General features: G+C 70.7%; 25 protein-coding genes. 5 read left to right on the forward strand and 20 right to left on the reverse strand.

Annotated elements, in window-relative coordinates; all coding sequences use genetic code 11:
- Positions 1 to 4 precede the first annotated feature (4 nt).
- Positions 5 to 1,597: a GMC family oxidoreductase gene (locus AC3WLB_RS03035; protein WP_492503152.1), complete on the forward strand. Its 1,593-nt coding sequence runs from the start codon at positions 5 to 7 to the stop codon at positions 1,595 to 1,597.
- A 22-nt stretch (positions 1,598 to 1,619) separates the two neighbouring features.
- Here the strand turns inward: AC3WLB_RS03035 and AC3WLB_RS03040 are convergent, their stop codons facing one another.
- From AC3WLB_RS03040 to AC3WLB_RS03080, 9 genes are all read right to left on the reverse strand, one after another.
- Positions 1,620 to 2,030 carry a hypothetical protein gene (locus AC3WLB_RS03040; RefSeq protein ID WP_492503154.1) on the reverse strand — a complete coding sequence of 137 codons (411 nt, stop codon included), beginning with the start codon at positions 2,028 to 2,030 and terminating at the stop codon, positions 1,620 to 1,622.
- Entirely contained in the window at positions 2,027 to 2,485 is a 459-nt protein-coding gene (locus AC3WLB_RS03045) for a nucleotidyltransferase domain-containing protein (protein WP_492503156.1), read from the reverse strand. The genes AC3WLB_RS03040 and AC3WLB_RS03045 overlap by 4 nt, the downstream gene beginning before the upstream one ends.
- A 227-nt stretch (positions 2,486 to 2,712) precedes the next feature.
- On the reverse strand, positions 2,713 to 3,432 hold the full coding sequence (locus tag AC3WLB_RS03050; RefSeq protein WP_492503158.1) for an amidohydrolase family protein: 720 nt from the start codon (positions 3,430 to 3,432) through the stop codon (positions 2,713 to 2,715).
- A 35-nt stretch (positions 3,433 to 3,467) separates the two neighbouring features.
- A complete protein-coding gene (locus AC3WLB_RS03055) occupies positions 3,468 to 3,926 on the reverse strand; it encodes a YbhB/YbcL family Raf kinase inhibitor-like protein (protein WP_492503160.1) in 459 nt (152 codons plus the stop codon).
- Between the two features lie 30 nt (positions 3,927 to 3,956).
- Positions 3,957 to 4,802, reverse strand: coding sequence for an alpha/beta fold hydrolase (locus tag AC3WLB_RS03060; protein WP_492503162.1), 846 nt, complete (start codon positions 4,800 to 4,802; stop codon positions 3,957 to 3,959).
- Positions 4,802 to 5,737, reverse strand: a complete 936-nt coding sequence (locus AC3WLB_RS03065) for a 3-hydroxyacyl-CoA dehydrogenase NAD-binding domain-containing protein (protein ID WP_492503164.1) — start codon at positions 5,735 to 5,737, stop codon at positions 4,802 to 4,804. Before AC3WLB_RS03065 ends, AC3WLB_RS03060 begins: the two co-directional genes overlap by 1 nt.
- Before the next feature lie 65 nt (positions 5,738 to 5,802).
- The gene (locus AC3WLB_RS03070; protein ID WP_492503166.1) at positions 5,803 to 6,582 is read right to left on the reverse strand and encodes a class II aldolase/adducin family protein; all 780 of its coding nucleotides are present in this window, start codon (positions 6,580 to 6,582) and stop codon (positions 5,803 to 5,805) included.
- 40 nt (positions 6,583 to 6,622) lie between these two features.
- Positions 6,623 to 7,207 carry an amino acid synthesis family protein gene (locus tag AC3WLB_RS03075; protein WP_022897315.1) on the reverse strand — a complete coding sequence of 195 codons (585 nt, stop codon included), beginning with the start codon at positions 7,205 to 7,207 and terminating at the stop codon, positions 6,623 to 6,625.
- A complete protein-coding gene (locus AC3WLB_RS03080; RefSeq protein ID WP_492503169.1) occupies positions 7,204 to 8,346 on the reverse strand; it encodes an FAD-dependent oxidoreductase in 1,143 nt (380 codons plus the stop codon). Before AC3WLB_RS03080 ends, AC3WLB_RS03075 begins: the two co-directional genes overlap by 4 nt.
- A 198-nt stretch (positions 8,347 to 8,544) precedes the next feature.
- On the opposite strand from AC3WLB_RS03080, the gene AC3WLB_RS03085 reads away from it, so the two are divergent.
- The 3 genes from AC3WLB_RS03085 (at position 8,545) to AC3WLB_RS03095 (ending at position 9,792) form a co-directional block, all read left to right on the forward strand.
- On the forward strand, positions 8,545 to 9,081 hold the full coding sequence (locus AC3WLB_RS03085; RefSeq protein WP_492503171.1) for a ribonuclease H family protein: 537 nt from the start codon (positions 8,545 to 8,547) through the stop codon (positions 9,079 to 9,081).
- A gap of 71 nt (positions 9,082 to 9,152) precedes the next feature.
- Positions 9,153 to 9,344: a type II toxin-antitoxin system VapB family antitoxin gene (locus AC3WLB_RS03090; protein WP_492503173.1), complete on the forward strand. Its 192-nt coding sequence runs from the start codon at positions 9,153 to 9,155 to the stop codon at positions 9,342 to 9,344.
- A gap of 37 nt (positions 9,345 to 9,381) precedes the next feature.
- The gene (locus AC3WLB_RS03095; RefSeq protein ID WP_492504652.1) at positions 9,382 to 9,792 is read left to right on the forward strand and encodes a PIN domain-containing protein; all 411 of its coding nucleotides are present in this window, start codon (positions 9,382 to 9,384) and stop codon (positions 9,790 to 9,792) included.
- 17 nt (positions 9,793 to 9,809) lie between these two features.
- On the opposite strand, the gene AC3WLB_RS03100 is transcribed toward AC3WLB_RS03095, so the two are convergent.
- Positions 9,810 to 10,793 (reverse strand): LacI family DNA-binding transcriptional regulator, encoded by a 984-nt coding sequence (locus AC3WLB_RS03100; protein WP_492503175.1) that lies wholly within the window; start codon positions 10,791 to 10,793, stop codon positions 9,810 to 9,812.
- 131 nt (positions 10,794 to 10,924) lie between these two features.
- Here AC3WLB_RS03100 and hisD point away from each other — a divergent pair, with 131 nt between their 5' ends.
- Complete coding sequence (gene hisD / locus AC3WLB_RS03105) at positions 10,925 to 12,253, forward strand: histidinol dehydrogenase (RefSeq protein WP_492503177.1); 1,329 nt, start codon at positions 10,925 to 10,927, stop codon at positions 12,251 to 12,253.
- Between the two features lie 107 nt (positions 12,254 to 12,360).
- Here the strand turns inward: hisD and AC3WLB_RS03110 are convergent, their stop codons facing one another.
- From AC3WLB_RS03110 to AC3WLB_RS03155, 10 genes are all read right to left on the reverse strand, one after another.
- Positions 12,361 to 12,744, reverse strand: coding sequence for a RidA family protein (locus AC3WLB_RS03110; protein ID WP_492503179.1), 384 nt, complete (start codon positions 12,742 to 12,744; stop codon positions 12,361 to 12,363).
- Between the two features lie 62 nt (positions 12,745 to 12,806).
- Positions 12,807 to 14,381 (reverse strand): N-acyl-D-amino-acid deacylase family protein, encoded by a 1,575-nt coding sequence (locus AC3WLB_RS03115; RefSeq protein ID WP_492503181.1) that lies wholly within the window; start codon positions 14,379 to 14,381, stop codon positions 12,807 to 12,809.
- Positions 14,382 to 14,383: 2 nt separating this feature from the next.
- The gene (locus AC3WLB_RS03120) at positions 14,384 to 15,181 is read right to left on the reverse strand and encodes an ABC transporter ATP-binding protein (protein ID WP_492503183.1); all 798 of its coding nucleotides are present in this window, start codon (positions 15,179 to 15,181) and stop codon (positions 14,384 to 14,386) included.
- A complete protein-coding gene (locus tag AC3WLB_RS03125; RefSeq protein ID WP_085961975.1) occupies positions 15,178 to 16,047 on the reverse strand; it encodes an ABC transporter ATP-binding protein in 870 nt (289 codons plus the stop codon). The genes AC3WLB_RS03120 and AC3WLB_RS03125 overlap by 4 nt, the downstream gene beginning before the upstream one ends.
- A 14-nt stretch (positions 16,048 to 16,061) precedes the next feature.
- Positions 16,062 to 16,907, reverse strand: a complete 846-nt coding sequence (locus AC3WLB_RS03130; protein WP_051047761.1) for an ABC transporter permease — start codon at positions 16,905 to 16,907, stop codon at positions 16,062 to 16,064.
- Positions 16,904 to 17,872, reverse strand: a complete 969-nt coding sequence (locus AC3WLB_RS03135; protein WP_492503186.1) for an ABC transporter permease — start codon at positions 17,870 to 17,872, stop codon at positions 16,904 to 16,906. The genes AC3WLB_RS03130 and AC3WLB_RS03135 overlap by 4 nt, the downstream gene beginning before the upstream one ends.
- Positions 17,873 to 17,896: 24 nt before the next feature.
- Positions 17,897 to 19,411: an ABC transporter substrate-binding protein gene (locus AC3WLB_RS03140; RefSeq protein ID WP_492503188.1), complete on the reverse strand. Its 1,515-nt coding sequence runs from the start codon at positions 19,409 to 19,411 to the stop codon at positions 17,897 to 17,899.
- A 70-nt stretch (positions 19,412 to 19,481) separates the two neighbouring features.
- Positions 19,482 to 20,711: a hypothetical protein gene (locus tag AC3WLB_RS03145; protein ID WP_492503190.1), complete on the reverse strand. Its 1,230-nt coding sequence runs from the start codon at positions 20,709 to 20,711 to the stop codon at positions 19,482 to 19,484.
- The gene (locus AC3WLB_RS03150; RefSeq protein WP_492503192.1) at positions 20,708 to 21,655 is read right to left on the reverse strand and encodes a Gfo/Idh/MocA family protein; all 948 of its coding nucleotides are present in this window, start codon (positions 21,653 to 21,655) and stop codon (positions 20,708 to 20,710) included. The genes AC3WLB_RS03145 and AC3WLB_RS03150 overlap by 4 nt, the downstream gene beginning before the upstream one ends.
- Positions 21,652 to 22,965 (reverse strand): aspartate aminotransferase family protein, encoded by a 1,314-nt coding sequence (locus AC3WLB_RS03155; RefSeq protein WP_492503194.1) that lies wholly within the window; start codon positions 22,963 to 22,965, stop codon positions 21,652 to 21,654. Before AC3WLB_RS03155 ends, AC3WLB_RS03150 begins: the two co-directional genes overlap by 4 nt.
- Positions 22,966 to 22,981 lie beyond the last annotated feature (16 nt).

Below are 22,981 nucleotides of genomic sequence, written 5' to 3' on the forward strand. Positions count from 1 at the left end.
GGGCGTGTCGCACCCCGACATCCTGATCATCGGGGCGGGTTCGGCCGGCAGCGTGCTGGCGAACCGCCTGAGCGCCGACCCGACCCGTCGGGTGACCGTGCTGGAGGCGGGCGAACGCGTCTCCGACCCGGAGATGCGCCGGCCGGAGCTCTGGCCGTTCATCCACGGCCGCTCCTACGACTGGGCGTACCGCACCACCCCGCAGGCGGGGCTCGCCGGGCGCAGCCTCGACTGGGCGCGCGGCAAGGGGCCGGGCGGATCGAGCCTCGTGCACGCCATGGCGCACATGCGCGGCTGCCGCGCCGACTTCGACCGCTGGGCCGAGGCGACCGGTGACGCGCGGTGGTCGTGGGATGCTCTGCTCCCGCACTTCATCGCGACCGAGTCGTTCTCGGGCGGGCCGCTGACAGGCGCTGACGGCACCGTCGTGCACGGCTCGAGCGGACCACTGCCGGTGGTGCTGCCCGGGCCGGAGCTCTCCAGCCCGCTCGTGCAGGACTACCTCGCGGCCTGGGGCGAACTCGGGGTCGCACGCATCGCCGATCACAACGGTGGCGAGATGCTCGGCGCGACGCCGAACTCGCTCACCATCCGCGACGGCCAGCGGGTGACCGTCTCCGACGTCTACCTCGACCCGGCGCTCGACCGGCCGAACCTCACCCTCCTCACCGGCGTCACCGTGCACCGGCTGGTGATCGCGGGCGACCGCGTCACGGGGGTCGAGGTGACGCACGAGGGACGCTCCGAGGTGCTCACGGCGGGAACGGTCATCCTGGCCGGCGGGTCGATCGGCGACCCGTTGCTGCTCATGCGCTCAGGCGTGGGTGACCCCGAGGTGCTCGCCGCGGCCGGGGTCTCCCCCGTGCTCGCGTCGCCGAACGTCGGCCGCAACCTGCACGACCACCTACTCGGCGCCGGGAACGTGTACCGTTCGCGGCAGCCGGTGCCGCCGACGCGACTGCAGCTGTCGGAGTCGATGACGTACCTGTCGGCGGGCGATCGCACCGCGGCATCCGGGGCCGCCGACATCGTGGTGGGGTGCGTGGTGGGGCCGAGCATGTCGGAGTCGTTCGGCGCCATCGCGGCGGATGCCGTTCCCGGCTCGGCCTACACGCTGCTGTTCGGCGTCACCAACCCCACGAGTCGCGGGTCGCTGCGCATCACGGGGCCCTCGATCGACGACGAGCCGGTGATCGACCCCAACTACCTCGACACCGAGCACGACCGGGCGATGTTCCGGGCGGCGCTGCGGCACGCCCGCCTCGTCGGCGGGTCGGCCGGGCTCGACGCCTGGCGCGAGGAGGAGGTGCTGCCGGCGCGGTGGCTCGCCGCTCAGGCCGGGGCATCCGACACCGACGCCGACGACGACGCGCTCGACGCGTTCATCGCACGCGCCGCCATCACCCACCACCACCCCGTGGGCACCCTCGCCATGGGCGCCTCCGACGACGCCCCCGTCACCCCCGGCCTGCAGTTCCGGGGCTTGGCGAACCTGCACGTGGTCGACGCCTCCGTCATCCCGTCCATCACCGCGGGCCCCGTGCACGCCTCGGTGCTCGCCCTCGCCGAGTCCTTCGCCGCCCACTGGGACGCCTGAAGACGTCGACCCGGGACATCCGTCACGTCATCAGCGCCACCGCCGCCGCCTCGACGAGCCGACGGGCGTGCAGAACCAGTCGTGCGGCATCGGCATGGGTCGGCAGCCGGTCGCCGTAGGACTGGGCGGACTTGGCAGCGAGCAGACTGTCGAGGTGCTTCGCGACGACCGCGCTCGAGGCGAGACGCAGGGCGTCGAGGGCATCGCGATGCGACTCCGCCGCCACCTTGTAGCCGAGCACATGCCCGCAGAGCGCATCACTCGCGGCGATGCCCGCGCTGACCGCGATTTCTCCGGCGTGCTTCCACTCATGCGGGCTCGTGCCGTCGAGCTGCACTTCGGCGGAGACGAGTCGGGTCTGTGCATCCTTCATCCGCGCTCGCACTGCTGCGGCGTCCATCGGCTGGCGTCGCGTGCTGATCCTCGGTGTCACGCGGCGCTCCCGGTCGGGGACTCGAGAGGCGGCCCAGCGAGGGCGATCCCGTCGGCAAGCACGTTGGCAACCAGTGGGTCTCCGTCGTCACGGCGACGAGCGAATTCAGTACGCTCGATCGCGTAGACCTGGGCCTCGTTGCCGGTTACTCGCCGGACATGATCGGCCAGCGCATAGCCGAACTCGGCGCGAGCATCGTCATCGAATCCGTCCGGGTACACCAGGAAGAGATCGACGTCGGACTCGGTGCGCGAGTCCCGCCGCGCGACCGATCCGTAGACGACGACGCTCACGCCGAGCTCGGTCGGTAAGTCGTCTTCACAGAAGGCCCGGATGCTGTCGAATGCTCGATCGCGCGCCGCGAGCCCGGATTCGATGACGGGCCACAGAACATGCTCCCGGTTGACCCGGTACAGGATCGACGGCGGACTCGGTTGCGCCGTCACGACGCCCACGGCCACGAGAGCGGCGAGCTCACGCTGAACGCTCGACACCGAGCCGACGCGCGACAGCGCGTGCACCTGGCGCCCGGAGAAGGCCGTGTCCGCGCGAGCCAGGACTCGGAGTGCCGCGGCACCCACTCGCGAGGTCAGTCCGTCGAGCGGCTCACTAAGATTCACACGGCAATCTTGACACAATTGCGTCATATCTGAGCCATTTGCGTCGAATTTGACGCATTAGGCTACACGCCAGCGCCGAGGAAGAGGCGCTGGGCGGTGCCGTTCATGACGGCGGCGAGGTCGGCGGGGGCGAGTCCGGCGAGCTGCACCTTGAGCTGCTCGACCTTGGGCTCGTGCCAGGGGCCGTCGGAGCCGTACATCACTCGGTCGGCGCCGACCTTCTCCACCGCCTCGAGGATCTTCACGCTCATCGGCATGCCGCTGGTCTCCAGCCACACGTTCGGATGCCGCGACGCCACCTTGATCGACGCGTCGATGTAGATGATGTTGCCGTGCCCCATGTGGCCGAGGATGATCTTCGCGTCTTCGTAGCGCTCGATCAGCTCTTCGATGCTCCACGGCAGCGAGAAGATCGGATGCCCGCAGTGGATGAGCGCCGGCAGGTCGTGCTCGATCAGCACCTCGATGATCGGCCACACCATCGGGTCGTCGGGGTGGAACCCGTCCATCAACGGATGCAGCTTGACGCCCCGGAACTTCGGGTCTTTCAGGTACTCCCGAAGTTCCGGGACGGGATCGCCGAGCTTCGGGTTCGCCCAGTACAGCCCGTACGCGCCGGGGATGTCCTGGATCACCCGCCGCACCATGGCGTTGTCCTGGTGGAACACCATGGCGGTGTCGATGTCGTTCTCGGCCAGGTACGGCGCCAGCCGGTCCTCGTCGAGCTTCACGCCGAACGTCGGGAAGTCCCCGACGTGCATGTGCGCATCCGTGATAGGCATCCGGGCTCCCCTTCGGTCGTTGCGGTCGTCAGCGCTCAGGCGTCGTTCGAGAAGACGCCCACGTACCGGGCGGTCTCGAGCACGTCGCCGGCGTAGCGGGCGAGGAACTCCTCGCGGGTCGGCTCGCCCTCGACAGCCGTGCCGAGCGCGTAGAGGTGGAAGAAGTAGTGGTGGTCGCCGTGCCCCGCGGGCGGCTGCGGGCCGTACCACACCGTCTGCCCGGCGCCCATCGGCCCCACCCGCACACCGTCGGCGGTGACGTCGAGCGTGGTGGTGTCGGGGGCGATGCCGTAGACCACCCAGTGGGTGAAGCCGTTGGGCAGCGGCGCATCCGGGTCGTTCACGATGAGCGCGAGCTCCACCGTGCCCTCGGGCGCACCGGAGAGCTCCACCACCGGCGTCTCGTTGCCGCCGTCGGCCGTGAGCCGGTCGGGGATGCGACCCTCGTTCTCGAAGTCGGGGCTCGAGACGGAGAGCTTGTCGAACATGGGCATGTGGTATGTCCTTTCAGTGACGGATGTCGGTCACGAGCCGAGCGCACGATCGAGCTCGGCTGCGACCAGGTCGGGGAATTCTTCGGGGATGTAGTGATCGGCACCGTCGACCTCGACCCAGCGGTCGGCGGGACGCTCGGCCCGGGCGCTCGCCCAGGCCGCCTCGCTCAGAATACGACTGTCCGCGCCGCGGAGGTGGGTCATCGGCCGGGAGACCGCTCGGAACTCGTCGAGGTGCGGAGTGCGGAAGCCGTCGATCAGCTGCCGCATCGCATCCGGATCGGCCAGCGGCGTGAACCGCCCGTCCGGGCCCTCGGCGTAGCCCCACCGGGCTCGCCGCGACACGGCACCCGGCAGGATGGCGCGGTACCGGTCGCGGAGGTACTGCTCGATCTCGTCGCGGTCGGCGAAGGTGCGGTAGCCCGCCGCCACGCGCTCCTGCAGCTCGTCGAGCACCGCGGCCTCGACGAACGGTGCGTAGTCGACCACGACCACGCCCGACACGCGCTCCGGATGGAGGGCGGCGGTCATCCAGGCGTTGCGCCCGCCGAGCGAGTGGCCGGCCACCACGGCGCGCTCGATGCCGAGGGCGTCGAGCACGGTGAGCACGTCACCGGCGAAGTCGGGGCCGGTGTACCCGGCCTGCGGCTTGTCGCTCCGCCCGTGCCCGCGCTGGTCGAGGGCGATCACCGTCGCGTGGTCGGCCAGGGCGTCGCCGACCGGCTCCCACACCGCGTGGTTCGCCGAGGTGCCGTGCAGCAGCACGACGGCCGGCCCCGAACCGCGCACCCGGGCGGCGATGTCGACCTCCGCCCCCCGGGTGCGCACCAGTCCGTCGCCGATCTCCTCGATCGACAACGAGCGGGCCGGCGCCATCAGACGTTCGGGATGCTCGAGAGCGTCTTGCGGGCGGCGATCAGCCCGGTCACGATCTCCTTGCGCTTGGCGTCGACGTCGCCCTCGCCGTACTCGTACATGCCGCCGCCCGACTTGAAGCCGAGCTGACCGGCCGCGATCTTGTCCTTGACCAGCTGCGGGGTCTCGGTGCTCGCATCCAGCTCCTTGTTGAGGTAGCCGGAGACCGCCTGGTAGATGTCGAGGCCCGCCATGTCGAGGAGGCGGGTCGGGCCGATCACCGAGAGCTTGTAGCCGATGCCCCACTTGACGCAGGCGTCGAGGCCCTCGGGGGTGACGATGCCCTCTTCGAGGAGCGCCAGGCACTCGCGGAGGATGGCGTAGAGCACACGGTTCTCGACGAAGCCGGCGATCTCCTTCTCGAGCACGGGCACGTAGTTGAACGCCTTCACGATCTCGGTGAGCTTGCCGACGAGCGCCTCGTCGGTGGCCTTGCCGGGGATGATCTCGATCATCGGGATGAGGTGCGGCGGGTTCGACCAGTGCATGCCGATGAGGCGGCCGGGCACGCGCAGGCTCTCGGCCATCGTGCTGATCGGGATGCCGGAGGTGTTCGTGGCGATGATGACGTCGTCGCCGATGCGGGCCTCGAGGTCGGCGAACACCTTCTGCTTGAGTTCGAGCTTCTCGGGCACCGCCTCGATGATGAGCTCGGTGCCCTCGAGCGCGGCGTCGAGGTCGGTGCCGAACGACACCGAACCGCCGGGCGCCTGCGGCGAGTCGACGGCCTCGAGCACGCCCTGCACGACGCCGTAGGCGGCTTCGGCGCGGGCGATGGCGTCGTCGGCGATGTCGTACAGGCGCACGGTCACGCCCGCACGGGCGAGGGTGGCGGCGATGCCGGGGCCCATGGTGCCCGAGCCGATGACGGTGGCGATGCTGGGAAGACTGCTCATCGTGGTTCTCTCTCTCGCGGGTTGGGTGTCGTGTTCGCGGTTGGCGTGTCGAGGGTGGTGGGGGGTCAGATGCCGGGTGGCAGGGCGATCGGCGAGATGCCGATGCCGTAGGCGCCCTCGACGCGGTCGAGGCGGCGGTTGAAGAAGGTCCAGAAGTTGTGCTGGGCCTTGGCCGGGTAGATGCGGTCGAACTTCTCCTTGGTCTCCTCGGCGTCGGGTTCGATGGGGGCGAATCCGGATGCCTTGAGGTCGACCTGGAAGCGCGCCGCCTTCTCGAGGAAGATGCCGGTGAGGGTGACCTCGGCCACCGTGCTGCCGACGAACGCGATGCCGTGGTTGGCCAGGAGGATCGCCTGCGCGTCGCCCAGGGCCTTCGCCGCCGCGACGCCGAGCGGCACCGTGGTGATGATGTGGCTCGTCTCGGCGAAGCGCGGCACGCCCTCGTAGGCGAACCACACGCCGTGGTTGTTGTAGGGCTTCAGCGTCTCCTCCGAGGCGCCGAGCACCGTGGAGTAGTGCGCGTGCGAGTGCCCCACGAAGTTGACGTCGGGCCGCGCCTTCATGATCTCGGCGTGCAGGGGCCACTCGAGGTGGCGGAGGCCGGTGCCCTCGAGCACGGTGCCGTCGAAGTCGATCAGGATGAAGTCGTCGCCCTCGACCTCGCTCAAGGCGAGGTTGCCGCGCTTCAGCCAGAGCCCGCGGCCGAACGGGTCGCGGAACGAGAGGTGACCCATCGACATGTCGCCGTGGCCCTCCAGCTCCAGGATGCGGTGGGCTCGCGCGACGTCGGCGAGCACGCTCGCGATCGACTGGTCTTCGTAATACTGCTCGTGCGTGTAGGTCACGCTGGCTCCTCAGGTCTTCGGGCTCGGCTTGCTCGGCTGGTCAGTTCTTACGGGCGGCGACGTCGGCGACGGTCATGCCGCCGACGCGGGCGTTCACCCGGCCTCCGGTGGCGACGGCCGCGATGATGACGAGCTCGTCCGGCCGGGGCGCATCCGGGATCGTGATGGTGATGGCGTCATAGTGCGACCGTACGTACACTTCGTGCTTGTACGCCAGCGGGATGTCGATGGTGGCGCCGGCGGCCGCCGATTTCGTGGCCGAGGAGATCCAGGCGTCGCCGCCGCCGATGGCGTCGCGGAAGGCGTTGCCGAAGACGGTCGTGACGCAGGCGACGACATGCTCCTGCTCGCCGTCGAGCCCCGCGAGCCCGCCCTTGCCGTAGCTCTCGGCGGGGCGGCCGCCGAGCAGGGCCAGTGCACGGCTGCCGAGTTCGGTGCCGAGACTCGCGCTCGGCTCGGTCAGGGGTGAGAGGTCCTCCACCCAGCGGCCCGCGAACGGGTTGGCGATGACCACGGCGACCGCTGCCTTCACGAGCGGCTGCTCGGGCGCGGGGCCCAGTTCGTGCACGGTCTCCTGCACGAAGGAGTGCCAGGCCCGCACGTCGTAGTAAGGGTCGATGCTCATGCTGCGTGTACCTCGTGTCGGTTGGGGTCGGTCGGGTTGTAGAGGGCGGCTTCGACGCTGTCGCCGGTGAACTGGTTGCCCTTGGCCATCTCGCGGGTGTCGGCGTACCACTGCGACTTGTCCTGGGTGCGGTCGGTGACGGGGCGCTCGAGGCGCTCCCACTCCTTCAGCGCATCCGGCAGTTCGCCGTCGGCGGCGGCGGTCGCGGCCACGGCGAGGGTCCAGGCGTTCTGCATCGAGCATCCGGCGCCCTGCGCCAGCGCCGGGCACATGGCGTGGGCGGCGTCGCCGATGAGGGCGACCTTGCCGTCGGTCCAGTAGTCGAGTCGCGTGGTCTGGTAGCCGTAGTAGCGGCCGGGGGTCTCGGCGGCGACCTCGAGCACCGGGGCGAGTTGCGGGAACACGGAGGTCCACAGCTCGAGATCGATCGGCACCCGAGAGCCCTGCGCGTCGGCGGCGGGCGACATGAGGGCGATGTAGAGCTCCTCGTCGTTGGCCGGGGTGTAGAGCACGCGGAGCACGCGCGGATCGAGGTTCCAGAAGTCGATCACGTTGTCCCACTCGGTGTCGGGCTCGAGGGCCTGCAGCTCGGCCTTGCGCCGCGGCACGAGGAAGCGGGTGATGCCGTCGCGCGAACGCTCGCGCTTCAGCGGAACCCCGAGGGAGTCGCGCACGGCCGAGCCCACGCCGTCGGCGCCGATCACGAGGTCGGCCTCGGCCGTCTCGCCGCTGGCGAAGGTGATGCGCCCGTCAGCCGTGGCCCCGACCACCTCGGAGCCCGCCACCACCTCGGCGCCGGCCTCCCGGGCCGCGATGAGGAGCGTCTCGTAGAGGTGCGGGCGGGTCATGGTGCGCCAGCGGATGCCGTCGAGGGTCTCCTGCGACTGGATGACGTTGTTCATGCGCGTCTCGTACGCCGGCGGCGTCATGGAGCGCGACATGAGGTCGTGGGTGGCGCCGATCTTGTCGAGCACCTGGAGGCTGTTGTTCCAGAGCACGATGCCTGCACCCTCTGTGCGCAGTTCCGGGGCCCGCTCGTGCACGCGCACGCTCCAGCCCATGCGGGCGAGAGCGGCGGCCGCGGTGAGCCCCGCGAAACCTCCGCCCGAGATCTCGGCACGGCGTCGGCTGTCGACCATCTGTGGTTCCCCTCGTTTCGGTGGCTCTGGCGAGCCTCTGGATTCTCAAATTCTTACATTCTGAGGACCCGTTATCGCAATAGTAGAGATTCTGACACCGGGCTTCGCGCTCGCGCAAGAGGTGCAGCCCCAGCTCGTGAACGTTTTACACGCGTGTAACACCCGGACTCCGGTCGCGGCGACGGTAGCCTGGAGCAGATGACGATCACCGCTTCCGCCGACGGCTCCGCGCTCGGCAACCCCGGACCTGCCGGCTGGGCCTGGTACATCGACGACCACACCTGGGGCGCCGGCGGCTGGCCGCACGGCACCAACAACATGGGTGAGCTGAAGGCGGTGCTCGAGCTCTTTCGCGCCACCGCGCACGTCGACGACGACCTGCACATCTTCTGCGACAGCCAGTACGTCATCAACACGGTCACGAAGTGGATGCCCGGCTGGAAACGCAAGGGCTGGCGCAAGGGCGACGGCAAACCGGTGATGAACCTCGAGCTGATCAAGGAGATCGACGAGGCGATCGCGGGGCGCCGCTACCGCTTCGAGTGGGTGAAGGGCCACGTGGGGCACGAGCTCAACGAGGCGGCGGATGCCCGGGCCCGCGGCGCGGCGGAGGCCTTCGCCCGCGGCCGCACCCCCGACACGGGGCCGGGCTACCCGGGCGCCCCCGCCCCGCTGCCCACCCCCGACGCCGAGCGCGAGCCGGAGCCGCCGAGCACCGCCGCCACCCTCTTCTGACCCCGAGCAGGCGCATCCCATTCGCGCGACATGAGCTTGTCTCACTGTCGTCGCGACGGTAGAATCGCCTCATGGCCGTCACGAATGTCGAGATCGACACGGAGGTGCTTCGCGCAGCGAAGCGCGCCTTCGGTGTGCGCACGAACCGCGAGGCCATCGATCTGGCATTGCGGGATGCGGTGATGCGGCAGCGGCAGCACGACGCCATCGACTCGTTGAGTCGACTCGACCTCTTCATTTCCGAGTCGGAGGGGGCTGATTAGCCCCCGGGCACTCAGCGAGTTCCCTACCTCCTATCTCATCGATACCAGCGCCTGGTCACGCGCACGCCTGTCGCCCGCAGTGTCGGCCGCGCTCCACACGATCGTCGCCACACGTTCGCCGCGAGCGATCTTGATGTGCCCACCGGTCGCAGCGGAGGTGGGGCATATCGCGCGGAATGCCTCCGCCCATCACGTGATCATGAACGATCTCGCCGAGTTCTCAGAGTGTCTGGTCGCGCCGACTGCGGCCGACGTGCTCGATCTGCAGAGCAGGTTGTGCGCGGCCGGACTGATCCGGGCGGTGGGCGCGGCCGATCTGCAGATCGCGGCGTACGCCCTCACGAACGGGGCGACGGTGCTCCACTACGACAGCGACTTCGAGCACGTCGCGGCCGTCGAGCGGCGTTTTCTGCACCGGTGGATCGTGCCGCGCGGCACGGTCGACTGAGCGGAAGCGCCGGGCGGCTAGGCGGGCGCGTCGGCGGTGCTGCCGCGCACCACGAGTTCGCACGGGAACTCGATGCGGCGGGGCGGCGAGTCGGGGGCGGCGATGCGCTCGAGCAGCAGCCGCGCGCCGGCCCGCGCCATCTCGCGGCTCGGCTGGCGGACGGTGGTGAGATCGAAGGCGGGCCACGACGCGAGGTCGACGTCGTCGTAGCCGATCACCCACGGCCGCTCCCCCGAGGCGTCCCGCAGGGCATCCAGCACGCCGAACGCCATCGAGTCGTTCGCGCACACGATGGCGTCGACCTCACCGGCCGCCACGATCGCCCGCGCCGCGGCGGCCGCGTCCTCGCGGGCGAAGCGGCCCTCCCAGCGCCGTGCATCGAGCGGATGCCCGAGCGCCGCCATCTCCTCCCGAAACCCGCCCTCGCGCTCATCCGCCGTGCTGGTACCAGCCGTGCCCGACACGTACGCCACGCGGACGCGACCGTGCCGCACGAGGTACCGCGCGATCACCGCCCCGCCCTCGACGTTGTCGCTGGCCACCTGGTCGCAGGCCAGCCCGGCGACCGTGCGGTTGATGAGCACGAACGCGCTGCCCTGCGCGACCGCCTCCTGCAGCTCGGGCGACGACCCGGTGGCGGTGGTGAACACCACCCCGTCGACCGCCCGCTCGCGGATGGCGGCCAGCGCATCCACGTGGCTGCCCGCCCCGGCGTGCCACACGACCATCCGGTACTCGGCCTCCGCGAACACGCGGGCGAGTTCGTCGAGCACCTCGCTGTAGAACGGATTCGCCAGGTCGTCGACCACGACCCCCACGATGCCCGTGCGCCGGCCTTTCAGCATCTGCGCCGCCGCGTGGGGCACGTAGCCGAGCGACTCGGCCGCCGCTCGCACCCGCTCGCGCGTGGCGAGGGAGATGCGCGGGTCGTCGTTCAGCGCCCGCGAGACCGTGGCCTGCGACACCCCCGCCGCCCGGGCGACGTCATGACTGGTCGGCACCGCGCCCCTCCTCGTCTCCGGCGCGCCCGCGCCGGGCCCGCCGCGTGCTTGATCCTAGTCGTGCATACGTATACGCTACCGACCGAGACGCCGGTGACGACGCCGGCTCAGCACTCACCGAGGAGACACGGATGCGCACCCCCGCCACATCGAGCCCCCGAGCCGGCCGCCTGCTGAAAGCCCCGGCGGCCTCCGACACGCAGCGCGGCAGCACCCCCGAGGTGCGCGCGACGGTCGAGGGGATCATCGCCGACATCCGCTCCCGCGGCGACGCCGCCGTGCGGGAGTACTCGCAGCGCTTCGACGGCCACGCTCCCGAGACGTTCCGGCTGACCGAAGCCGAGCTCGACGAGATCGTGGCGCGGGTGCCCGAGCAGACGCTCGCCGACATCCGCTTCGTGCAGCAGCAGGTGCGCACGATGGCCGAACGCCAGCGCGCCGCGCTGCAGGACTTCGAGATCGAGACCCTGCCGGGCGTGCTGCTCGGGCAGAAGAACATCCCGGTCTCCGCCGCCGGCGCCTACATCCCGGGCGGCAAGTACCCGCTGCTCGCCAGTGCGCACATGACCATCGTGACCGCCAAGGTCGCGGGCGTGCCGAGGGTGATCGCGTGCACGCCGCTCATCCACGGCGAGGTGCCGGATGCGACGGTGGCGGCGATGCGGTTGGCCGGCGCCGACGAGATCCTGCTGCTCGGCGGGGTGCAGGCGGTGGCCGCGATGGCGGTCGGCACCGAGTCGATCGCCCCGGTCGACCTGATCGCCGGGCCCGGCAACGCGTTCGTGGCCGAGGCCAAGCGCCAGCTGTTCGGCGAGGTGGGCATCGACCTGTTCGCCGGGCCAACGGAGGTGCTCGTCGTCGCCGACGAGACGGCCGATCCCTTCATCGTGGCCGTCGACCTGCTCTCGCAGGCCGAGCACGGCCCCGATTCCCCCGCCGTGCTCATCACGACGAGCGACGAACTCGCCCGCGCCGTGCTGATGCACATCGACGAGCTGCTGCCCACCATGCCCACCCGCGACTACGCCGAACCGGCCTGGCGCGACTGGGGCGCGGTGCACGTGGTCGACTCGCTCGACGACGCCTTCGCCCTGGCCGACGAGTACGCCTTCGAGCACGTGCAGATCCTCACCACCCGGCCACGCCTGGCCCTCGAGCGGATGCACGACTACGGCGCCCTCTTCCTCGGCGAGGGCACCTGCGTCTCCTACGGCGACAAGGTCATCGGCACCAACCACGTGCTGCCCACGCGCGGTGCCGCGCGGTACACCGGCGGCTTGTGGGTGGGCAAGTACCTCAAGACGGTGACCTACCAGGAGGTCGTCGACCCGGCGTCCTCCGCTTTCCTCGGCGAGCTCTGCGGGCGGGCCGCGCGGGTGGAGAAGTTCGAGGGGCACGCCCGCTCGGGCGACGTGCGCGCCGCGAAGTACGGCGGCGCCCCCCTCCCGTGGCGGCCCTGACTGCTGCGAGCAGGGGGCTCGAGCGCGGACAACTCCAAACCTCACGGGCAGTGGCGCCGCTGAGCGCCGCGGTCTGCTCCTCGTTTGGAGTTGTCCGGGGCCGCAGGCTACGAGCGGTCGGCCGGCAGGGCCACGACGGCGTCGATCTCGATGTCGAAGCCGCTGAGGCCCACGCGGATGGTCGTGCGGGCCGGATAGGGCTCCGTGAGGAACTCCTTCGACACCTCGTTCAGCACCGCGAAGTCGGCCAGGTCTTTCAGGTAGACGCCGATGCGCACCGCATCGTGCAGCGTGCCGCCGGCCGCCTCGGCCACCGCCTGCAGGTTGCTGAAGGTCTGGCGCACCTGGTCGGCGAAGGTGTCGCCCACCCGGTTGCCGGCGGCGTCGAACGGCCCCTGCCCGGCGAGGAAGAGCAGGTCGCCGTGCACGATGCCGGGCGAGTAAGGGCCGGCCGTGGGCGGGGCGGCGGGGGTGAAGACCGGTTCGAGCATGGTGTTCCTTTCGATGGGCGGCACGGGCCGCGGGTGGTTCAGGCGGCGGACGCCGCGGATGGTCACGAGCCTGGGGTCGCTCCGTGCCGGAGCAGTTGCCCGGGCCGGCGGCCGGTCGGGGTCTCGTGCGTGAGCACGGGCACGCCGGCCACGAACACGTGATCGATGCCGGTCGCGGGCAGGGCGGGCGTCGCGTAGTCGGCGCGAGCGGCGAAGGCCTGGTCGTCGAAGACCACGAGGTCGGCGGCGGCGCCCGGCAGCACGCGCGCGGAGCGACCCACCCGGGCGGCGGGGGCATCCGTCATGCGGCGCACCGCCTCGCCCGTGTCGACTCCTGCGGCCCGCAGCAAGCGGTATGCCGCCGGAAACGACCCCCACGACCGCGGATGCGGCACGGATGACCGGTGCCCCGCCGAGAGCGCCGCGCCGTCGGAGGCGATGCTCACCCACGGGGTCGCCAGGGCGAGCTGCACGTCGGCCCAGCGCCCGCTCTCGACCGCGACGTCGACGTTGCTCTCGTTGGCGACCAGCAGCGCCACCAGCCACCGCCAGGGGTCGCCTGAGACCTGCTCGACACCCAGCCCGGAGTCCTCCGGGGTCTGCGGCGCCTTCATGATCACGAGCTGATCGGGCCGGTATCCGGCTCCGCGCAGAATTCGGGCGACCTGCTCCGGCGCGCTCCGGCAGAGCTCGGTGATGGCGGCCGGCCCGAGCCCGCGCACCTCGGTCGGCAGCAGCTGGACGAGATTGGTGTGCCCCGAGACGTACGGATACGCATCCGCTTCGACATCGACGAATGCACGAGCCCGCTCGATCCGCTCGAGTACCGCCGCGAAGTCCCCGCCTTGACCGGTGCGGCGCAGGTGCGAGATCTGCACCCGTGCGCCGGTCTCCTCGGCCACCCGCAGCACCTCCTCGACCGACTCGGCGAGCCGCTCGCCCGAGTAGTCGCGCAGGTGCGCCGACAGGAGCACGCCGCGCCGGGCGGCGACCCGCCCGACCCGGGCCAGCTCCGCGTGGTCGGCGCCCTCACCCGGCGCGTACATCAGGCCGAGGCTGAGCCCGGCGCACCCCGCATCGAGCGCTCGCTCGAGTTCGCGCTCCAGGGCGTCGGCGGTCGCGGCGTCGAGCGGATGCGCCTGCGCCCCCGCCACGGCGAACCGCGCCGACCCGTGCCCGAGCTGGGCGACGACGTTGGTGGCGGTCGGCGTGCGGTCGAGGGCGTCGAGCCAGCCCGCGACATCCGCCCACGGCCGCGGCAGATCGGGCACCACGTCGACGGGGCCGATGACCGCGGCGAGCCCCGCCGCATCGCCGCCCGTCGGCGCGGGCGACATGCCGCAGTTGCCCACCACCTCGGTGGTGACGCCCTGGGTCACCCGGCTGGCGTTGTCCGGGTAGGCCAGGAGGCTGAGGTCGGAGTGGCAGTGCACGTCGACGAAGCCGGGCGCCACGATGCGCCCGCGGCAGTCGATGCTCGCGTGGTCGGGGTAGCGCGCGGCAGCACCCGCGGCGGCCTCGGCCGCGCCCGGCACGACCGCCTCGACCCGTCCGTCCCGCACGAGCACGTCGGCGCGCACCGGCGCTCCTCCGCCGCCGTCGGCCACGAGCCCGCCCACGAGCGCGAACGACGCCATCCTCACCCCACCGTCCGCACCCGCGGCACCGCCGCGAGCAATCGCTGGGTGTACTCGTGCTGCGGCCGCACCAGCACGTCGGCCACGAGACCCGACTCAACCACCTGGCCGGCGTACATCACGTACACGTCGTCGCAGAACCGCGCCACCACACCCATGTCGTGGGTGATCATCAGCACCGACATGCCCCGCTCGTCCGCCAGCGCGCCGAGGGTGTCGAGCACCGCCGCCTGCACGGTGACGTCGAGCGCCGAGGTCGGTTCGTCGGCGATCAGCAGCCGCGGTCGCGCGGCGGTGGCCATCGCGATCATGGCGCGCTGGCGCATCCCGCCGCTCAACTGGTGCGGGTAGCTGCGGTACACCCGCTCGCTGTCACGGATGCCGACACTGTCGAGGCTCGCGATCACGAGCTTCTTCGCCTCGGCCTTGGGCATCGGCCGGTGCGTCAGCAGCACGTCGACGATCTGCTTGCCGATGCGGAACACCGGGTTCAACGTGGTGGACGGGTCCTGGAAGATCATCGAGATCTCCGACCCGCGCACGGCGTTCACCACGGCGGGTCTGGCCGCGAGCAGGTCGACCCCGTCGAAGCGGATGGCCGAGCCGGCGCCGTAGCGCATCATCTTCTCGTCGTTGAGTCGCAGCACCGACATCGCCGACACCGACTTGCCCGAGCCGGACTCGCCGATGATGCCGACCCGCCGGCCGCGCGGCACCACGATGTCGACCCCCCGCACGACCGGCGGCGCGTCGCCGAAGGCGATGCTGAGGTTCTCGATGTGCAGCAGATCGTCGCTCACGATTCCCTCCCCGACGTGACGGGCTCGACCCCGGGTTCCACGAACTCCAGCGGCACCGGCGGCGCGTGCCGGGATGCCGGGTCGGGTTCGAGCACCGCACGCAGCAGCGCCTGGGTGTACGGATGCTGCGGATGGTCGAACACCTCGTCGACCGGCCCCGTCTCGACGATCCGACCGCGGTACATCACGGCGACCCGGTCGGAGATCTCGCGGATGACGCCGAGGTTGTGGGCGATGAACAGGTAGGCGACCCCCGTCGTGCGCTGCAGATCCTGTAGCAGGGCGATGATCTGCGCCTGCACCGAGACGTCGAGAGCCGAGGTCGGTTCGTCGCAGACGATGAGACTCGGCGAGAGTCCGATGGCCCGGGCGATGGCGATGCGCTGACGTTGGCCACCCGAGAACTCGTGCGGGTAGCGCACCGCCATCGCCGGGTCGAGGCCCACCCGGTCGAGCAGGTCGCCCACCCGGGCGGGCACCTCGCGCGGCGGGCACACCCGGTGCACCCGCAGCGGTTCGGCGATCTGCCGGCCCACCGTCATCCGCGGGTCGAGCGTGCCGTAGGGGTCTTGGAAGATCATCTGGAGCCGAGCGCGCACGGCCCGCATCGGGCGCCGGCCGAGCGACGACAACTCCACCCCCTCGAACCGGATCGATCCGCTGCTCTCGTGCAGACCCAGCACCGAGCGCGCCACCGACGACTTGCCCGAGCCCGACTCGCCCACCAGGCCCAGCGTCTCGCCGGGCTGCAGGCTGATGCTGACACCCTCGACCGCGTTGCCCGCGGCGCCCGGGTAACGCACCGTGAGGTCGTCCACCTCGAGCAGCGCCGCCCCGCCGGGCCCCGGCCGTGCAGCTGACGTCATCACGTCGTCCTCCCTCATGATCGCCGCCGCCGTCGCATCGGGTTCGACGACTCCGCCACCAGTTCGCCCGCGAACATCAGGAGGGCCGAGGCGAGCGTGATGGCCAGGCCCGCCGCGATCGCGTAACTCGGCGCGGTGACGTAGTAGTTCTTCGACGACTGCAGGATGGTGCCCCAGGTGGCGGCCGGCAGCTGCACGCCGAGCCCGAGGTAACTGAGCCCGGCCTCGATCAGGATGGCCTCGGCCATCAGCTGCGGGATGAGGGTCAGCAGCGGCCCGGCGGCGTTGGGCAGGATGTGCCGCGCGAGGTTGCGCGCCGGCGAGATGCCCGTGACGTGCGCGGCGAGCACGAACTCGCGCTGCCGCAGGGCGAGCGTCTGCGCCCGCACGAGCAGGAAGATGCGCGGGAAGAACAGGAATCCGATGATGCCGACGAGGGTCACCGCCGTGGTGCCGAAGCTCGCCACCATGAGAATGGCGAAGAGGATGAGCGGGAACGCGAGCGTCGCCGACGAGACACCCGAGAGCGCTCCGTCGACCAGGCGGCCGCCGTAGCCGGCGAGCAAGCCGGTGGGGATGCCGATCACGAGGGCGATCACGAGGCTGCCCACCGCGACCACTAGCTCGAGTCGCGTGGCGTACACGATGCGCGCCCAGACATCCGCGCCCGCCTCATCGGTGCCGAGCGGATGCGCGAACGACGGCGGTTGCAGGATGGCGTCCGCGTCGATGGTGGTCGGGAGGTACGGTGTGAACAGCTGGGGCCAGAGCGCCATCAGCAGCACGATCAGGCCGATGACGAGCAGCGCCAGCCGGGCAGGGCCCAGCGCGGCGACGCGGCGGCCGAAGCGGGCGATCATCGGGCGATCCTCGGGTCGACCAGGCGGTAGGCGATGTCGGAGAGGAAGCCGACGACGAGCACCACCACCGTGGTGAGCAGCACCGCCCCCTGCACGACCTGGTAGTCGCGGTTCAGCACGCTGCTGAGCAGAAGCTGCCCGAGCCCGCCGAGCCCGAACACGGCCTCGACCAGCACGGCGCCGCCGATGAGCGCGGAGATCTGCACGCCGACGATGGTGATCATCGGCAGCACCGCGTTCTTCGTGGCGTAGGCGAACAACCGGCGGCGCGGCGAGATGCCCATGGCGGTCGCGGTGCGCATGTAGTCCTGACGCAGCACGTCGGAGGCCTCCGCGTAGACGAACCGGGTGAGCACACCCGTGAGGAAGATGGAGAGGGTGGTGACCGGCAGGACCATGCTCGTGACGAAGCCGAGCGGGTCGTCGGTCGGTGCCACGTACCCGCCCGAGGGCAGCACCCGCAGCGTGACCGAGAACAGGATGATCAGCAGGAGCCCCAGCCACACCGCCGGGATGGCGATGGCCAAAGTGGTGACGGTGCGCACGACGCGGTCGACGATGCCGTTGCGGTGCCGCGCCGCCCACATGCCGAGCAGGATCGACAGCGGCACCGAGATGACGACCGAGAGCACGATCAGCCAGAGGGTGCTCGGCACCGCACCCAGGATCAGCTGCACCACCGACACGTCGTTGCGGCTCGAGACGCCGAGGTTCCCGGTGAGGATGTTGCCGAGCCAGATGCCGTACTGCACCACCCAGGGCTGGTCGAGGCCCATCTGCTGCCGCAGCGCGGCGAGCGCCTCAGCAGCATCCGGCCGCCCGGCCTGGGGGCCCAGCAGCAGCACCGCCGGGTCGCCGGGCGTGAGGCGCAGGGCGAGGAAGACGAGGATCGACACCAGCCACAGGATGAACACGAGCCGCAGGGCCTGAAACCCGATGCGTCGCGCCAGCTGCTTTCTCTTCATGTCGTTCCCCGTCTTCCGCCCGTGCTACTTGCTGACCGCGACCTGGCCGAGCAGGGCCCAGCCGAGCGGGTTCATCGCGTACCCGGTCACGTCCTTGCCGGCGATGGAGGCCACCGGCGCCCACTCGATCACCATGACCGGCAGCTCGTCGACGATGATCTCCTGCAGCTGTGCGTAGATCTTCTTGCGCGCATCCTCGTCGGAGGTGGCGACGGCCTGGGCCACGAGGTCCTTCACCTGGCTGTTCGGGTAGTCGTCGGCCAGGTGCGGGGTCATGATCACGTCGAAGAACGAGTTCGGGTCGCCGCCCACGTTGAAGCTGTTCCAGATCGCGTCGTAGTTGCGGGAGGTGTAGGCGTCGAGCCAGACCGAGAGCTCACTCACCCGCGGCGTCATGGTGACGCCGATCTGGGCGAGCGACTCCTGCCACACCCGGGCCATCTGCTCGGCCTGCGGGAATCCGCTGAGGAGTTCCAGGGTGAAGGAGAGATCGGATGCGCCGGCCTCCGCGAGCAGGGCCTTCGCCTTGTCGAGGTCGTAGTCGTAGCCGTTCTGCTCGGCGTAGGCCCAGCTGCTCTCCGGCAGCGGGCTGGCGGTCGTGCTCCCGCCACCGCCGTAGGCGATCTTCTGCACCGAGTCCTTGTCGAGCGCGAGGGCGAGCGCCTGGCGCACCCGCGGGTCGGCGAGCTTGCCCGAGGAGTTGAACTCGATCAGGTCCATGCTGTTCGAGGTCGACGGCGTCACCACCTCGGCCCGCGAGCTGTCGACCTGTGCCGTGGTGGCCGAGGAGGCGCTGGCGATGATGTCGACGCTGCCGCTGTAGAGGTTGTTGAGAGCGACCTGCTGGTCGGTGATCGGCTGCTCGATGATGGTCTTCGTGGGCGCAGCGCCGCCGAAGTAGTCGTCGAAGCGCTCCAGCGTGATCTGCTTGTTCGGCTCCCACGAGACGAAGGAGTACGGGCCCGAACCGACGGGCTTCGACTTCGCGTCGTCGAAGCTCCCCGGAGCGAGGATCGAGATGTCGACGAGGCCGGCCAGGAACGCCGCATTCGGGCTGTTCAGGGTGATGACGACCGTCCCGTCGTCGGGGGTGTCGTAGCTCGCGACATCCGCCAGTCGGGGGGCCCAGATCGAGTCGGCCGAGCCGGCCGCGCGCTTCAGCGAGTCGACCACCGCGGCGGCGTCGACCTTCGTGCCGTCCTGGAACTCCGCGTCGGGGTCGAGCGTGAAGGTGAACACGGTGGCGTCGTCGTTCACGCTGAACTCGGCGAGGTCGGGCACCACCTCGAGGTTCTCGTCGTACTTCACGAGGCTCGAGAACACGAGGTCCTTCACCGCGTACTGGTAGGTGATGAGCTGATTGGTGTGCGGGTCGAAGTTGTCGATGTCGCCGGGGAGGGCGACCACGACCTGGTCCTTCACCGAACCCGCGCTCGAGGTGGAACCGGGCGTGGATGCGGAGCAGGCGCTGAGGGTCAGCGCGCCGATGGCGAGTGCCGCGACGGCGGCCGCTCGCGCGGAACGTGCGTGGATGGTCACTTTCTGCCTCTTTCGGATCGATGGAATGGATGACACGGGGTGGGACAGCTGCGGGCCGACGACCGTGCGGTCATGACGGTCTCCCGCTGAACTCGCCGACGGCGTCGGGAATCCAGGCGTAGCTGCGATCACTCGCAGTCGAGTAGTTGTAGAGGGCGAGCCGGGCGGCGCCGGCCTCCCGCGCGGCGCGCACCTTGCCGAGCAGACCGTCGGCGGTGCCGTGGTGGCTCTCCCAGAGCGTCAGCGCGACGGTGAGTTCGGCCGCCTGCTCCCCCACCGCCTGTGCGAGCGCCGCGGTGTGGTCGAGCTCGCGCACCACGTCGGCCGCCGACTCGTAGTAGCTCTCCAGCACGAAGCCGTCGGCGACCCGCAGGGTCGCGCTCACGTCGACGCCCTCGAGCCAATTGAGGGGTGCGGGGCGGCCCCAGACGGCGGCGCTCACGTCGAGCTCCACCGCGCCGGCGCGACAGAGCTCCTCGACCTCGGTGACGAGCGAGGTCACCGTGTCGAGCCGCATCCGGGTGTAAGCCATGAGGTCGGGCCAGCTGACGAGCAGCGAGGCGAGCTCGACCCCGTCGTCGGGGGTCCGGGGGGCCGAGTACGGCGCGTTCCAGGTGCGTGACAGCTCCGCCGCCACGAGGGTGCGCAGCGCCTCGACGTCGATGCCGGCATCCTGGCCGCGGCGCACGCAGTGCTCGCAGAAGCACAGCGAGAACAGGTACTTCGTGGTCACGTCCAGCCGCGCTCCCCACAGCTCATGCGGATGCCCGTGGCCGTGCAGCAGGTAGGAGATGCTCTCGGCCAGCACGCGATCGAACAGCCCGGTGCCGACCACCCCGGCGAACAGCTCGCGCACGTACCGCCGGACCAGCGGATTCGCAGGGCACAGCCCGTGGGTGAACCGGTCGCCGAACGCGGACCGGATCGCCGCGTCCGGCCGATCGGTGGCGAGCGTGCTGTTGTGCAACGCGACCACCCAGCCGTCGAGCGCGAGACCGCGCCCCTCGGCGGCGGTCTTCAGCTCGGCGAAGAGCTCCGGACGCTCCGTCGCGATCGACGACGGCGGCAGCGCCAGGTCGGAGAACCCTCCGGGCAGCGCCAGGGGTGTGTGCGCGGTGTTGGCCTCGGCCACGGAGAACACCCGGTTCGTCCGCCGCGGGGAGATGACCTCGGCCGAGTGGTAGGCGGTCGCGATCTGCAGCCGCCGGACGCCGGTCGCGGCGATGCTGTCGACGACGGCGTCGACGCCCTCGGCCACGACGTCCCAGGGGTAGAGCAGAATCGTCACGTCGCCGCTCATCGCCGCTCCTCCCGGTAGATGCGCTCGATCAGGGCGAGAGTGGGCTCGAGGTCGTCGAGGCCGAACCCGGGTTCGCCCTCGCGGAACGCCTCCCACTGCCGGGCGAACGGCTCGTCGTCGTCGACGAGGGCCGGCCCGCCGGACTCGTCATCGGCGGTGCGGATGCGCCACGAGCCGTCCGTCTCCACCCGGGCCACGCCCGCGCTGCCGGTGACCTGGAGACCGGCGCCGAGCGGCACGACCGGCGACCAGAGCAGGCTCACGCGCACCCGCGTGCCGTCACCGGCGTGCAGGTCGAGTTCGGCGGAGTCTTCGCAGCCGTGGCCGGGGAACACCGTGGTGAGGCGGGCGCCGTCGACGGTGAGCGCCGAGCCGAGCACGGCGCGGGCACGGTCGAGCGCGTGCACGCCGTTGGTGAGCAGGATGCCGCCGCCACTCCTGGCCGGGTCGAAGTACCACGGCGGGAGGTCGTCCGGGCCGAGGCGGAAGTGCATCCGGTCGTCGTAGGCGAGCACCCGACCGAGCGCGCCGTCGTGCACGGCGGCGGCGAGCGCGCGCACCCCCGGCCAGTGCCGGGTGGTCATGCCGACGACGTAGCGGCCGCCACCCGCCGCGGCAGCGCGGGCGAGCTCGGCCGCCGGCTGCCCCGGCACGCGGTGCGGTTTCTCGACCAGCACGTCGAGACCCTCGGCGAGCAGCTGCACCGACTGAGCGTGATGCGCGGGCGAGGGCGTGGCGATGACCGCGGTGTCGGCGAGCTGCCGCGCCTCGAGCAGGTCGAGCGACGCGAAGGCGTCGCCGCCGAACTCCGTGGCGAAGGCTCGGCCACGCTCCGGGTCCGCGTCGACGACGGCGGTCACGGTGTCGCCGCCGCGCAGCACAGCGGTGGCGTGACGGCGGCCGATCACCCCCGCCCCGACGATGAGAACCCGGCGCGCGCTCATGCGAACACGCCCTCCTTGGCCATCGCGCCGAGCACCTCGTCGGCCGCCTCGAGCGTGGCGTCGATGTCGGCATCGGTGTGCGCGCCCGAGATGTGGTTGCGCTTCAGGGTCATCGGGTACATCACGAAGCCCGCGTCGGTCATGCGGCGGTGGAACATCGCGTAGGCACGGTCGTTGTTGCGCAGCAGATCCTTGTACCCGCGCACCTCGCCCTCCAGGAAGTACGTGATGAACACCGAGCCGATGCCCGTGACGACGGCGGGGATGGAGTGGCGCTCGGTGATCTCCCGGAGCCCCGCGCGCATCCGGTCGCCGAGCCGGTAGACGTGGTCGTGGAAGCCGACCTCAGGGTCGCTGATCAGCTTCATCGTCTCGATCGCCGCGGCCATCGAGACCGGGTTGCCGTTGAAGGTGCCGGCCAGCAGCACGTCGCCCTTGGCGGAACTGAACTGCGACATGAGTTCGACGCTGCCGCCCATGCCGGCGACGGCGAACCCGTTGCCCATCGACTTGCCGTAGGTGGTGAGGTCGGGCGTGACGCCGGCGATCTGCTGGTAGCCGCCGGGCGCGTGCCGGAAGCCGGTGATCACCTCGTCGAAGATGAGCACGGAACCGTTGGCGCGGGTGATCTCGCGCAACCCCTCGAGGAAGGACTGCTCGGGCAGCAGCGCACCGACGTTGTGCGGCACGGGCTCGAGGATGACGGCGGCGATCTGGTCGGGGTAGCGCTCGTAGAGCTCCTTCACCGACTCGAGGTCGTTGAACTCGGCCACCAGCGTCGAGTCGAGCGCGTCGTCGAGGATGCCCGAGGAGAGCGGGTCGCGCCGGTACAGCTTGTCGGCGGGTGACGCGACGTTGCGGGCCACGGCGTCGTGCCAGCCGTGGAAGCAGCCCTGGAACTTCAGCAGGTACTTGCGGCCTGTCACTCCCCGTGCAAGGCGCACCGCCTGAAAGGTCGACTCGGTGCCGCTCATCGTGGTGATGGACATCTCGACCGACGGGATCAGCTCGGCCACGAGCCGGGCGCACTCCACCTCGAGCTCGGTGGTGCCGAGGCCGACGAGATCGATCTGGCCGAGAGTCTCCGCGGCCGCCGCGTTGACACGCTCGTCGGAGTGCCCGAGCAGGATGGCGCCGAAGGCCGCGTGGTAGTCGACGTATCGGCGTCCGTCGAGATCGGTGAGGTAGGCGCCCTCGGCCCGCCTGAAGGCATAGGGGTAGCCGATGTTGCGGGTCGCCGAGTTCACCCCGCCCGGGATCAACGAATTCGCCTCGTCGATGAGGCTGCTGCTCGACCTGGTGGTGGTCACGGATCTCTCTCCTTGC

This window comes from Herbiconiux sp. FW305-C-125, assembly GCF_058783455.1.